Here is a 14,199-nt window from a genome sequence, read left to right as displayed (position 1 = left end):
TAGGCTGTTGAAAAATGTTTTTTAAAGCTGTATTCAGTGATATTTTATAGAATAATTAAGTAAGAGAAAATGAAGGGGACTTTATGGTGCAATCGCATATTCGCTTGCTTATTATTGGCTCGGGCCCAGCTGGTTATACAGCAGCGATTTATGCGGCAAGAGCAATGCTTAAGCCGGTTTTGGTTACTGGTGTGCAGCAGGGCGGGCAATTGATGATTACAACTGATGTTGAAAATTATCCAGGTTTTGCGGATCCAATTCAAGGGCCATGGTTGATGCAACAAATGGCGAAACAAGCCGAAAATATGGGTACAAAAATTGTCTATGATAATATTACAAAGGCTGATTTATTGAAGTATCCTTTTGTCTTATATGGAGATTCTGGAGCGCAATATTGTTGTGATGCTCTGATTATTGCAACGGGAGCGCAGGCGCGCTGGCTTGGTTTGGAAAGTGAAAAGACTTTTATGGGAGGGGGGGTTTCTGCTTGCGCTACATGCGATGGCTTTTTTTATCGTGATAAGGATGTCATTGTTGTGGGAGGTGGAAATACAGCTGTTGAAGAAGCGCTTTATTTATCGCATTTGGCTAAGAGTGTAAACGTGGTTCATCGACGCGATTATTTTCGGGCGGAGAAAATTTTGCAAGATAGGTTACTTGCTTGCGATAATGTACGGGTTCTTTGGGATCATGTGGTAGAAGAAATTGTTGGTTTGCCAGCGCAGGATTCTAGGGGAGCTGTGGTAACAGGTGCATGTCTTAAAAATGTTAAAACCGGCCAAGCAGTTAAGGTGAATGCGGAGGGAATATTTATTGCCATTGGGCACGACCCCGCTGTTTCTTTGTTTGAAGGACAATTAAAACAAAAACAAGGTGGTTATTTATGGACAGTGCCAGATTCAACGGCAACAAGCATTGCTGGTGTTTTTGCTGCAGGCGATGTAACAGATGAAAAATTCCGCCAAGCTATAACAGCAGCAGGAAATGGATGTATGGCGGCCTTAGAAGCAGAACGTTTTTTAGCTCTACAAGCAAAAATTTATTGAAAAAGTAGAAAAATTAAAGGTAAAATTGTGACGTCACCGTTAGATTGGGATAAGTTAAGGGTTTTTCATGCTGTGGCAGAAGCAGGTTCTTTTACACATGCAGCTCAAAAGCTTCATTTATCTCAGTCAGCTGTTTCACGACAGGTTTCAGTTTTAGAGCAGGATGTTGGTGTGTCCTTGTTTCAGCGTCATGCTCGTGGATTAATTTTAACGGAGCAGGGTGAAATTCTTTATCGTACAACCCATGATGTTTTGATGAAACTTGAGAGTGCACGTTCGCAATTAAGTGAAAGCTGTGAAAAGCCAACAGGAAATTTGCGGGTTACATCGACTTTTGGAGTAGGAGCAGGATGGCTTGTGGAGCGTATGCCCGAATTTCTTAGTCTTTATCCGGATATATGTATCCAGCTCTTGTTTGATGATAAAGAACTTGATTTAACAATGCGCCAAGCAGATTGTGCTGTTCGTTTGCAGCAGCCCCAACAGCCTGACCTTATACAAAGAAAACTCTTTACAATTCATATGCATGTTTATGCTTCAGAAAACTATGTTGCAAAGTATGGAAAACCAGAAACATTATCTGAGTTAGAGTCACACCGTATTATTTCGTTCGGTGAACCTGTTCCGCCTTATTTGTCTAGTTTAAATTGGTTGGAAAAGGCTGGCAGAAGTGATGGATCTTTGCGTCTTTCAGTTTTACGAATCAATAATATTATTTCAATCAAGAATGCAATTATGCGTGATCTTGGTATCGCTGTTCTTCCTGATTATATCGTGAATAATGATCAGAAACTCGTGCGTCTCTTTCCTGATATGGTCGATATTCCTTCCTTTGATACTTTTTTTTGTTATCCTTACGCTTTAAAGAACTTAGCAAAGCTGAGAGCTTTTCGAGATTATATTTTTTTAAAAGCCCGTCAGTGGTCCTTTTAACGATGTGGTATTTAAAGCTATGTGTTTATTGCATAGCTGATACGCTTAAGTCTTTATTGCACTTTTTCTGATAAAATGACATACTATGCTACCTCTTGATTATGTTGCCTCCCATTGCATTTTCTTGAGGGTTCCCTTACGGAAATCTGTCAGATTGATTTTATCTCTGGAGATTTACCAGATTTGCCGGGCATTTGTCCGGCTTTTTTTTAAACGTGTAGGATGGTATATAAAAATGAAGGTCCTTTAGAAGATGATAGGGAAAGAATTTAAAAAGTTTTGTTTTATAGATTTCCAATAATTTTTAGGTACATCAAGGTGTAATGAAGAGCATTGGGAAATATTTGCGTATAATGACCCTTCCCGAATAGAAAAAGTTTGATTGAAAGGAATGGTATTTAATATAATATTAAATCTTCTTTAATGCCACAAATTGAATGAAAAAATGTAATTTTTATGATTATGTAGAAGCGTTTTGGATGGAGAGCCATTGAGTATGGCGAGAGAGCCCATACGCTTGTCTCTTAATAAGCGCTCACTAAAGCTAAAAGATTTATTTCTGATAATAGAGCTAAAATAGCCGATACTCTTCATTTCTCATATGGGGGAACGTAGAAATGTACTCTATGCGGATATCATTGTTGAAATCACGTGTGGTTTATTTTGGGGATACTTAAAAATTTTTCAATCTTTTTTGCAATATATATCTTCATGTAGTTTCATTTATACGTACTTTCTATAGGATTCGTTTGTTTGTGCCATAACCCAATGGTCGAAAGTTTTCAGATAGACGAATGTTCGGCAGCAAAACTATAGCAATAGAAGATACTTCAGCATTTAAAGCAGACTATTACAAAAGCGCTGGATACGTAAACAAGCTTCTTCAAGCAACCTTTCTGATGTTGCATAAGAAATACGAAAAGCTGGTCCAAGTCCAAAAGCAGATCCATGAACAACAGCAACCGATTCTGCTTCGAGAAGCGCTATTACAAAATCTTCATCATGGGCAATCACTTTACCTTCGGGTGTTTTCTTCCCAATGAGTTCTGCACAGGAAGGATAAACATAAAAAGCGCCTTCTGGTGTTGGACAGTTAAGGCCGGGAGTCTGGTTGAGCATAGAAACGACAAGATCACGGCGTGCTTGGAAAACATTTTTATTTTGAGTGATAAAATCTTGCGGACCACTGAGTGCTTCGACGGCTGCCCATTGCGAGATAGAACTTGTACCCGATGTTTGCTGACCTTGAATAATATCCATGGCTTTAATTAATTTTTGTGGACCACCCGCATAACCGATTCGCCAACCCGTCATAGCATAGGCCTTAGAAACACCATTCATTGTAAGTGTACGATCGTAAAGCTTTGGTTCTATCTGAGCTGGAGTGACAAAGGTAAAACTTTCATATGTGAGATGTTCATAAATATCATCGCTGAGGATATAGACATGAGGATGTTCTAATAAAACATCTGTTAGCTTTTTTAATTCGTCATGTGTATAAGCCGCACCTGATGGATTTGAAGGGGAGTTAAAGATGAACCACTTGGTTTTTGGGGTAATGGCAGCTTCTAGCTCTTGTGGTTGAAGTTTATAAGAAAACTCGGCTTTTGTTTCTGCAAAAACAGGTATACCATCATTCAGAGTAACCATTTCTGGATAACTAACCCAATAAGGGGATGGAATAATGACTTCATCCCCTTTATTTAAAGTTGCCATCAATGCATTAAAAAGGATTTGTTTGCCACCGGTGCCAACAATAATTTGTTCTGGTGTATAAGTGAGATTGTTTTCTCTTTTAAATTTTTCTGCAATTGCTTGGCGCAATTCTGGAATACCCGATATGGGGGTGTATTTTGTTTCACCACGTCGAATGGCTTCAATGGCAGCATTTTTGATGTTGTCTGGTGTATCAAAATCTGGTTCTCCTGCGCTTAAAGCAATAATATCACGACCTAACGCTTTCAAATTACGTGCTTTTTGGGAGATAGCAATTGTTGCAGAAGGTTTTATATAGGAAAGCCTGTCGGCGATAAAAGCCATAATTTCAGTCCTTATATAATTATAAGTAAAAGATTGTTGATGTGAGGCTATTCTATAAAAGATTGCGTTGTATGCAATAAAAAATTACAGGAAAATTCTTAAATTCTGTGTCTTTAAGTAAGATTTGAGATAAGGGAAAATAGGTCGTAAAGTTGCGTTTATAAAAAACAGGAGTGTTACCATAGAGAAGTTTTACATCAAGAATAAAGAAAGGATTTATGGTCTTTTGAGAAAAGTTTCGAATCTTCACGCGAAGACTGGAGATTTTTCTCGTCGTTTTGTTAAGCGCAATTCATTTTAAAAAACAGAATCTCAATAGAGGAATTTCCTTCTTTCCAAAGGCAAGTGGCATAGCATCCGTAAATATTATGCGTTTTGATGTGAGGTAAGAAAGAGATCATTAAAGGTTTTTTAAAATAATTTACCAAGGACGATGAGTGTAGATTTATGATGGTTGGTGGTGCTTCTTCGTACTCATTCCCGCCATTTGTTCACTTAAACAGAAAAACATCGTATAACTATGATGAATATATTTACAAAAACGATATCTTATTCAACGACTCTTCGACAAAATCGATAATTTATATGTATTTTTTTGCAATTCAATAAAAAGTTTCTTTTTTATGGAAGGTCTAAATTATGCTGTAATCCTCTTTTGGCCTAAGACGCTAGGTGCGTAGAGCTTGGGAATTTTCGTTTAAAATAGGGAATCTGTATTGTTGTTTTTTGAAATTTTACAGGAAAAAAACAGTTTGCAGCAATTATGAAAGATTTAAGGAGAAAGACAGGAGTATCTTGGATCATTGTGTAAAGCAGAGCATCAGTATTTTTTTTTATAAAGATCAATTATACTTTTACAAAGAATAAAAAAACTCGCCTGTAAAGGCGAGAATTTTTCATTGAAATAAAGAAGAATTTAAAAATCAAAGCACTGCAAGATTATCAGCTGCGAACTTCCCAGAACGACGATCTTGAAGAACTTCATAAGAAACTTTTTGTCCTTCGTTAAGATTATTTAAACCAGAACGCTCAACAGCAGAAATATGTACGAATACATCTGCACTTCCATCACTCGGTTGAATAAATCCGAAACCTTTTGTTGTATTAAACCACTTAACTGTTCCTGTAGACATAGGAAACTCCTTAGAATATATAATGATATTGCGTACTGAAGCCATAAAGCCTTCAATACAATTTTAGATCGAAATTAGGTGGGAGAAGTTTCGTCGAAAGTGCAAATCGCACAGGAAAGAAAGTCACATAACCGAAAATTCGATGGAGTCTGTATAAAAGTTTTTAGGATAAAAAGCAAGTCTTAATCGGTCTTTTTTTACAAAGAAAAGATTGAGAGAAAATACAGAATATAAAGAGAATATATTTTGTACCATAGTGAAAAACTCAAGTGAAATAACTTTGCAGTGAGCGCACTTCAAGGTTTCTGTTTTTGAGTGCTTTGATAGCTTCTGCGACAGCTTCGGCTCCAGCGGTTGTTGTATAATAGGGGACTTTTTGCATAAGCGCTGCATGACGTAATGATTTGGAGTCTGAAATAGCACTGGGAGTGCTTGTTGTATTGAAAATCAATTGAATTTGTTGATTACGAATAGCATCTTCGATATGAGGGTGTCCTTCTAGTACTTTGTTAATTTTTTTTGCTTCAACATTATGTTCGGTAAGAAATTTGTGTGTTCCACTTGTTGCTAAAATAGAAAAGCCAAGATCAGTTAACAGTTTTACGGGGTTTAAGATGCTTTTTTTATCTTCATCTCTCACAGAAACGAACAAAGTCCCTTCCTTTGGAAGATCAATGCCAGCTCCAAGTTGAGCTTTAGCAAAAGCAAGAGCAAATTCATAATCAAGTCCCATGACTTCTCCGGTTGAGCGCATTTCTGGACCAAGAAGTGTATCAACGCCTGAAAAGCGTGCAAAAGGAAAAACCGCTTCCTTAACAGCGATATGTTGTTTTGGTTGCGGAGAGGGAAGCCCACCATAAGCTTGAAGAGCTTTTGAGAGCGTTTCCCCTGCCATAATACGTGCAGCTATTTTGGCAATGGGGCGGCCAATCGTTTTTGCGACGAATGGAACGGTACGTGAAGCACGGGGATTGACCTCTAAGATATAAATCATACCATCTTTTATGGCATATTGAACATTCATCAAACCACGAACATGAAGCGCTTGTGCTAGTGCTTTGGTTTGACGCTCTAGTTCAGCGATGATTTTATGTGAGAGTGTATGCACTGGTAAAGAACATGCTGAATCCCCAGAGTGGATACCGGCTTCTTCAATATGTTCCATAATACCAACAACCAGTGTTTCTTCTCCATCGCATAGACAATCAACATCAACTTCAATGGCTTCTGTCAGATAGGTATCAAATAAAAGTGGATTTTTACCAAGAAATATATTGATTTGTCCCGTTTTGTCGTTGGGATAATGGGCTTTAATATCTTCTGGAATTAATTCAGGGACACTCTCAAGCAAATAATTTTGCAAGCTGCGTTCATCACGAATAATTTGCATGGCACGTCCTCCTAAAACATAAGAAGGGCGTACAACCAATGGGAAGCCTAATTCATGGGCGATAAGACGCGCTTGTTCGACAGAATGGGCAACACCATTTTGAGGCTGTGTTAAGTTAAGTTTGAACAACAATTTTTGAAAGCGATCTCTATCTTCTGCTAAATCAATAGCGTCAGGTGAAGTGCCTAGGATGGGGATATTATGTTTTTCTAGTGCACTTGCCAACTTTAATGGTGTTTGTCCACCGAATTGGACGATAACTCCAACCAATTCGCCTTTTTTCTGTTCTGTCTCTAAAATGGCGAGTACATCTTCTGTTGTTAAAGATTCAAAATAAAGACGATCAGAGGTATCATAATCGGTCGAGACGGTTTCAGGATTGCAGTTAATCATAATGGCTTCAAAGCCAGCATCACGGAGCGCAAAAGCAGCGTGGCAACAACAGTAGTCAAATTCAATGCCTTGTCCGATCCGATTTGGTCCCCCGCCTAAAATAGCAATTTTTTTGCGTTTAGAAATTTGTGCTTCCGAATGTTCTGTACCTGCAAAAGGAACTTCATATGTCGAATACATATAGGCTGTAGGTGAAAAAAATTCAGCTGCACAAGTGTCGATTCGTTTGAAAACATGCTTAACATTAAGTGATTTACGCAAAGCAGCAATATCATCGGGCTCTTGCCCTGTAAGGGTGGCTAAACGCGCATCCGAAAAGCCCATAGCTTTTAACATGCGTAGATTGTCTGGATCGTGGGGCAAGCCATGGATGCGGATGCGTTGCTCCATTTCAATAATGGACGCTATTTGTTCTAAAAACCATGGATCAATTTTGCTAATTTGATGAATTTCATTTAAGGGTAGACCTGTACGCATTGCTTGGGCTATGTAGCGCAGACGATCTGGGCTTGGTATTGCAATGGCGGAGTGTATTGAACTCTTTTCATCACCTTCAGCATGTTCAGGGATGACAATTTCATCAAGACCGGTAAGACCTGTTTCAAGTCCACGAAGTGCTTTTTGTAGCGATTCTTGAAAAGTGCGTCCAATTGCCATGACTTCACCTACAGATTTCATCGCCGTTGTTAAAACAGGTGAGGAATCAGGAAATTTTTCGAAGGCAAAGCGAGGAATCTTGGTAACTATATAGTCAATAGAAGGTTCAAATGATGCTGGTGTTGCACCACCTGTGATATCATTTTTTAATTCATCAAGTGTGTAGCCAACTGCGAGTTTGGCCGCTACCTTGGCAATTGGAAAACCTGTTGCTTTTGAGGCAAGTGCTGAAGAGCGCGAAACACGCGGGTTCATTTCAATAACAATGAGGCGGCCGTTCTCAGGATTAACAGCAAATTGCACATTGGATCCACCGGTTTCAACACCAATTTCACGCAGTACAGCAATGGAAGCATTGCGCATACATTGATATTCTTTATCCGTTAAGGTAAGGGCAGGCGCTACGGTGATAGAATCACCGGTATGGATACCCATAGGATCAATGTTTTCAATGGAACAAACAATAATACAGTTGTCATTCTTATCGCGAATAACTTCCATTTCATATTCTTTCCACCCTAAAACACTTTCTTCAATTAAAACTTCTGTTGTAGGTGAGGCCTCAAGGCCACGTTCAATAATTTCATAAAATTCAGAGCGGTTGTAAGCGATTCCACCGCCGGTACCACCAAGGGTGAATGAAGGACGGATAATAGCTGGAAGACCAACAATATCAAGAGCTTGAACTGCTTTTGCAGTTGCATGTGCAATATAATGTTGCTTGCGATGCACTTCGGTTTGTCGCCAGTCACGTTCAAGCTCTTCTAATGCTTTCTCAAGAGCATCACCGGAAAGTTTCGCTTTAAGTTCATCGCGCATTTTTGCGTGTTTTTGGCGATTTTCTTCTTTAAGTTCTGTTGCATTGGCTAACATAGAACGTGGTGTTTCCAAACCAATTTTTGCCATCGCTTTGCGAAATAAAGCACGATCTTCAGCTTTATCAATCGCATCGGCATTTGCTCCTATCATTTCAACGTTATAGCGGTCTAAAATGCCCATACGCTTTAATGATAAAGCAGTATTCAGGGCGGTCTGTCCTCCCATAGTTGGCAAAAGGGCATCGGGATGTTCATGAGCGATAATTTGTGCAACTATTTCAGGGGTAATGGGCTCAATATAAGTCGCATCAGCTAAATCTGGATCTGTCATAATGGTGGCAGGATTAGAGTTAACCAAAATAATTCGATAACCTTCTTCTTTTAGTGCCTTACAAGCTTGTGTGCCTGAATAGTCAAATTCACATGCTTGGCTAATAACAATAGGTCCTGCTCCAATGATAAGAATGGATTTTATATCTGTGCGTTTTGGCATGGTTTTTCCCTATAACAAACGTCCGTACGCGGTTGTCGCAGACAGAATTAAATTTTGAGGCTAAAGTTGTTTTATAGGTTAAGTGACAAAGAAAGTAAGCAATAAAATGCCTTTTCCCTGCTTTTTTTCATAGAATGGGAGATAAATATCTTCTTTGGAGCTGTGAGAGTGTGCCCTTTAATAAAAAACAACAATGCACGAAAAAGACAGAATATGAAAGATAATTCGTAAGTATGAAACATAAGCCATTATTTATGGAAGTGAAATTTTGCAGAATACAAAGAGGGAGATTATACAAAGCGATAAATATGATTGGTTGATCGTGAGTGTTAGGTTTGTCATTATAAATTTTTAAATTGTAATTCTTTGTACTTTAGTTTTTTGTAATAATATTAAAGCTTAGGGGGAGATTGATCACAAATTAATTAAAGTCATAATTATTGATACGAAGTGTTCTATCGTATCAATAGACGAAGCGAAACAAAAATTATTTTATTCTGTTATTAAAACTCTAAATAAAGGCATTGGATTCTGTATAGAATGCAAGAACTTGGCTATTTGGCTTAATAATTTTAATACGTATTTGATAATATGGGGGGATGCTATCCCCCCATATAAATTATTGACGAGCTCTTAAAACAATAATTCCTGGTGTTTTTGCGACATAATCCATAAAAGGAGAGTCTACAACTTTTTCATTCTTTTTTAGCGAGGAAGCATTCCGTAACATAGGGCCGTGGTCTGTCATAATAAAGAAGCCTACATGCGTTACATCTAATCCAGCCAATTTAGTATAAATACCGATGAAATCACCAGTTTGCAAACGACTTATAACCTTTTCATTAATAAAATGGCTTGGAATATACGTTATATTGCGTTTAACAACTGGTAAGCCAGGAAGGTAGTTGCTACCATCAGCTTTTTTATTGAGATATTTTTCAGTGCTTACTGCATGAGGGCTTATTTGGGCGGTAATGTCATCGGCGAGTTTATATTCTCTATAAGCCCAATCGGTAAAAAAATGTTTCCGATTCAAAAAGCTAATATTACCATCAACGTAACGGGTGCGGACAACGTTGTTTATGAATTCTGTTTGCGATGTTGATTTCCGTAATGCTTCAACATAGTCCAGATAGGTGAAGCAATCTAAACCTCTAAAGTTGATTATCAGTTTTTCTGGTATTTTTTCTGAGCCATGTAACATGTTTGCCTGGTAAGGTGTCCCTAAAAAAGCTTCAGAAAGTAAGTCAATTATTTCTCCTCTTTCACGGTGGTGGGCTTTCGAGCGTTTTTCAAGAAGAGCGTTCAGTTTATTTAAAGTATATGGATCTAGGGTTAAGCTAACTGTTTGTTCTATCTCCATTTTGTTCTCTGAAATATCCTTTTTCGTACCAGAATCTTGAAGATCACATCCTGTAGCTAGCGTTGAAATTAAAATTAATTGGAATATTTTTCGCATTTTACACACCATTTTGGAATTAACAGTTCATCATCTAGTTATCTCTGAAGGCGGCCTTTTCCTTCGCGAATTAGATTGGCGTTGAGTTCATGGTAGCATATAATAAATCATAGCATAAATCGATATGCTCATGGTTTTTAAAATTACACAAATTGCATATGCTATGTGGATGAAATAAAAAGTTTTATGGCTTTGATAGAAGTTTGTATTTTGTCTATAAAATCTTGCATTATATTTAAAATCTGATCAATTTTATTGAGATGGTAGGCTATTTTAATGATGCATTCTTTGATCTTTTAGCATGTTCATATGGGGATGGAGATAGCCTTGCTAAAGGCTTATATTTTAAAGGATTTCAATGATTGCACAATGATACTGAAACCCAAAATTTTTCTGAACTGTTTGAAGTCATTATAGTGAAAGAAAAAATACGGATCATAAAACATCATAATCATGTTTATAAAGCTATTGAAAGTATTTCATACTTATTGAAACTTTGTTTGTGGTTTATTTTTAAAAGCTAGAAAGTAATTTCTAGGCTGGTATGTTAGTTGTATTATATTGTCTAATAAATGGGGTTTTACAGTACTTTTTCTGATCTTTTCTCAGATTTCTGCTTCGTTATCATTTTATATTGAAAAAAAATTGCTATAGAAAACTATTGAAAATAGAAAAACTCTAGAAAGCATTGGGGAGGTTGTGTCTGCTCTGAAAGGTCACACGCTTAATCCAAAATTTGTTTAGCGTGGGCTCATTTTAATTTTCATCATTTTATTGTTGGATATTATTGCTATCGCAATCATTCGTTCTGTTTTGGCTGAATATTTTATCAGTTAACTGGAAAAATATGTGTGTTTTTTCTGTGGAAAGGAGGAAAATTGCCCGTGGGTTATGCAGCAGTGCAATTTTTTCTGTCATTGGCAATTTTTCTGATCGATATGGTCGCGGTCCTATTTTGCTTCTTTCTATTTATTAGCTTTACTCTTGATAGTTTCATCTGATGCTATAATGTGAAACTCTTCTATATTGTTTATAGAGCGTCTTTTGTTAGAAATGAGGGGTATTTGTTTTTCAACTTGTTGGTATCTTTGACTGATATAGCTGATTATAGGAGGCGTACAGGCAATTTTGCTCTGTTGGGAATTGCATTTGGATTGAGATTTATTTTAGGTTCATTTATTGTTTTTTTAGGGAAATTAGGTTTACGTGGTCCTTTTATTTTGTTGTTTATTTTTGCATGTTTTCTTCTTCTAGAATCTTTTTCTGTGTGGAATCGGTGCACTTTTTGATATTAAGTGTGAAAATCCTTTAGGTGCTTTTTTTGCAACTGAGGCCATATCCAATAATTCTCTGGGTACAGGGCGTCTTTTTTCTTTATGAGTTTGTGAAAACTGTATGGTTATGTCTTTGAGCATTCGTTGCTAAAGAAAGCTATGATTAGAGCATATTATCTCTCGGAGTGTTTTATCGTGTTTTCCGTATAGTCCCGATTATTATGGTCGCTTTCATTCTGCTTTATTTTTCTAAGCGATGGAGCAATTGGCGTATTGCTGTGGTAGGTGTTTTGTTTACCTCTGTTGCTATGCTTGGTTAATACATTTGCAACATAAGAGTGATGGTCTATCTGGTTTTTTGCGGGTACTACTTGAATATCTTGTTATGTACTTACGTGCGTTAAAGCTTCAGGGCAGGGGGTGCAAATATCTAAAAAAGAATTGCATAAAGCGATGCTCTGTGTTGTTTCATTGAGTTTAATATTTTGCTCTATTTTATGTATTTCTTTTGTGAGAGGTTTTTATGTGCTTGTTGTTACGACAATATTTTCGCCTTGTGGGCACACTAAGTTTTTGGTATTCTGGCTGGTAAGTATATTCTTCAAGGCAATATAAAAAATAAATAGTATTTATGAGTCTTGAGCAGATTCCGCTCTTTTTTATGTTGTATCAAAGTCGTTTTATGGAGACAGGATTATTATTTTTTATATTGAAAAACAACTTATTTGTGTGCAGCATGGAAATATAGTTTGAGAAAAAATCCCAAAAATTAAGGACTTCAATTAAGCTATTTTTTATAGTCCATAATAAGATCGCAGAAATGTTGAAAGAGGTAGTGACTGTCTTGTGGACCGGGGGAAGCCTCGGGGTGATATTGAACAGAAAAAACCGGTTTTCCAATGATTCGAAGGCCACAGTTGGAACCATCAAAAAGGGAAATATGTGTTTCTTGAACATATTGTGGTAAAGATGTTGTGTCTACGGCAAAACCATGGTTCATTGATACGATTTCAACTTTTCCAGTGTTAAGATCTTTAACAGGGTGATTGGCGCCATGATGCCCTTGGTGCATTTTTATGGTTTTTGCGCCAACCGTGAGAGCAAGAAGTTGATGCCCAAGACATATCCCGAAAAGTGGTAAATTACGATCAATCAATGTTTTGATAGTTGGAATGGCGTATTGTGCCGTAGCAGCCGGATCACCAGGTCCATTGGAAAGAAAAATACCATCGGGGTTCATTGCCAGAATTTCTTCTGCATTTGTGTGTGCGGGTACAATAGTAATGCGTGCACCTTGTATCGCCATAAGGCGAAGAATATTACGTTTAATGCCATAGTCAATTGCAATGATGTGAAGCTTATGCACATTATTTGTACTATATCCTTTATTCCATACCCATGGTTTTTCATTCCATTGCCTTAATGATTTAGAGGTAACTTCTTTTGTAAGGTCGAAATTAATAAGACCAGACCATTTTTGTGCACGCTTCTTTAAAGAGAGGATATCGAAGTCTCCTTGAGGATTATGTGCGATGACGGCATTTTGCGTACCTTTTTCACGGATAAGAATAGTAAGTGCGCGTGTATCAATACCACAAAGTGCAATAATTTTACGTGCTTTGAGCCATTTATTAAAGTTTTCATTTGCGCGATAATTAGAGGGGTGCGTAATATCTGCCTTAAAAATAGCACCTATTGCACCACGACAGTTGAGGGGTGTGAGATCTTCAATATCTTCGCTATTTGCGCCTACATTTCCTATATGAGGAAAAGTGAAATTAATAATTTGTTGTGTATATGATGGATCTGTGAGGATTTCCTCATAACCTGTTATGGCTGTGTTGAAGCACACTTCAGCTTCAGCAATACCTGTAGCACCTGCTCCTTTACCCTCAATAACTGTCCCATCAGCTAATACTAAGAGGGCTGTAGGTTTGCTTACACTCCAAGGATCGCGAGATGGGATAGTTTGTGTCATAGTGTGCATCCACAATTTACTTTTTGAAAGGCATAATGATCAACGTTATACAAAAGCACCATCAATGCTATGTATCTTGTTCTTACACTGTTTTGCTTACGATGGAAAGTATAGGTATATTCCACGAAGAGGTAAAGTCTTGTTTTTGGATTTTCTAAGATCTGAGTATTTATTATTTTTTAGTCGTGCATTGCAGATAGATAAAGATTGGTTAAAGATGGTTTTTCTGTTGGAACAAATTGGGTAAATTTATGTTGCGTGAGACTAGATTGGTGTTGTGTTCAAAATGCTTTGAGGGTCTAAGATGGGCCTGTCTTGTTATACTTCGTTTAACAGATGCTTAGAGATCGTGATAAAGGGAATCCGGAGGTCTATGATCATCAGAGACAGTAGGTTTTCACTAAAATGTTTCAATAGTGTGAGGAGTTAACGCCTATTTATAAAGGGTTTTGTCTCTTATAATCGGTATAAAAAACAAGAGGAGATAGAAGCTATTTGCGAATTCCGTTCTTGTCGGTTCGATGAGAAAAAAGTTGAATAAATGCTTTTTGAAGCTTTGGCACAAACAAGGGCCGAAAGATTACA

9 protein-coding genes are annotated in these 14,199 nt (G+C 37.4%); 4 read left to right on the top strand and 5 right to left on the bottom strand.

The annotated features are described in order from the left end of the window. Window positions 1-83: 83 nt before the first annotated feature. Window positions 84-1,046 (top strand): thioredoxin-disulfide reductase, encoded by a 963-nt coding sequence (gene trxB, locus HNQ69_RS01495; protein ID WP_183228331.1) that lies wholly within the window; start codon window positions 84-86, stop codon window positions 1,044-1,046. Between the two features lie 27 nt (window positions 1,047-1,073). Then, window positions 1,074-1,979 carry a LysR substrate-binding domain-containing protein gene (locus HNQ69_RS01490; RefSeq protein ID WP_183228330.1) on the top strand — a complete coding sequence of 302 codons (906 nt, stop codon included), beginning with the start codon at window positions 1,074-1,076 and terminating at the stop codon, window positions 1,977-1,979. Window positions 1,980-2,816: 837 nt separating this feature from the next. On the opposite strand, the gene HNQ69_RS01485 is transcribed toward HNQ69_RS01490, so the two are convergent. The 4 genes from HNQ69_RS01485 to HNQ69_RS01470 all read right to left on the bottom strand — a co-directional run bounded on the left by HNQ69_RS01485 (window position 2,817) and on the right by HNQ69_RS01470 (window position 10,362). After that, the gene (locus HNQ69_RS01485) at window positions 2,817-4,019 is read right to left on the bottom strand and encodes a pyridoxal phosphate-dependent aminotransferase (RefSeq protein WP_183228329.1); all 1,203 of its coding nucleotides are present in this window, start codon (window positions 4,017-4,019) and stop codon (window positions 2,817-2,819) included. A 923-nt stretch (window positions 4,020-4,942) separates the two neighbouring features. Beyond that, window positions 4,943-5,152, bottom strand: coding sequence for a cold-shock protein (locus HNQ69_RS01480; RefSeq protein ID WP_183228328.1), 210 nt, complete (start codon window positions 5,150-5,152; stop codon window positions 4,943-4,945). Window positions 5,153-5,417: 265 nt separating this feature from the next. Continuing rightward, window positions 5,418-8,903, bottom strand: a complete 3,486-nt coding sequence (carB, locus tag HNQ69_RS01475) for a carbamoyl-phosphate synthase large subunit (protein ID WP_183228327.1) — start codon at window positions 8,901-8,903, stop codon at window positions 5,418-5,420. A 619-nt stretch (window positions 8,904-9,522) separates the two neighbouring features. After that, window positions 9,523-10,362: a DUF1460 domain-containing protein gene (locus HNQ69_RS01470; protein ID WP_183228326.1), complete on the bottom strand. Its 840-nt coding sequence runs from the start codon at window positions 10,360-10,362 to the stop codon at window positions 9,523-9,525. An 847-nt stretch (window positions 10,363-11,209) separates the two neighbouring features. Here HNQ69_RS01470 and HNQ69_RS08130 point away from each other — a divergent pair. Together HNQ69_RS08130 and HNQ69_RS08125 are read left to right on the top strand one after the other, a co-directional pair. Beyond that, window positions 11,210-11,338, top strand: coding sequence for a hypothetical protein (locus HNQ69_RS08130; protein WP_281380851.1), 129 nt, complete (start codon window positions 11,210-11,212; stop codon window positions 11,336-11,338). Window positions 11,339-11,821: 483 nt separating this feature from the next. Further along, on the top strand, window positions 11,822-11,956 hold the full coding sequence (locus tag HNQ69_RS08125; protein WP_281380850.1) for a hypothetical protein: 135 nt from the start codon (window positions 11,822-11,824) through the stop codon (window positions 11,954-11,956). A 467-nt stretch (window positions 11,957-12,423) separates the two neighbouring features. Here HNQ69_RS08125 and carA read toward each other — a convergent pair whose 3' ends face one another. Then, window positions 12,424-13,614: a glutamine-hydrolyzing carbamoyl-phosphate synthase small subunit gene (gene carA, locus HNQ69_RS01465; RefSeq protein ID WP_183228325.1), complete on the bottom strand. Its 1,191-nt coding sequence runs from the start codon at window positions 13,612-13,614 to the stop codon at window positions 12,424-12,426. Window positions 13,615-14,199 lie beyond the last annotated feature (585 nt).

Origin of the sequence: Bartonella callosciuri (assembly GCF_014203215.1) — a bacterium.
Lineage (GTDB): Bacteria > Pseudomonadota > Alphaproteobacteria > Rhizobiales > Rhizobiaceae > Bartonella > Bartonella callosciuri.
This window is presented reverse-complemented; position numbering and strand designations above follow the sequence as displayed.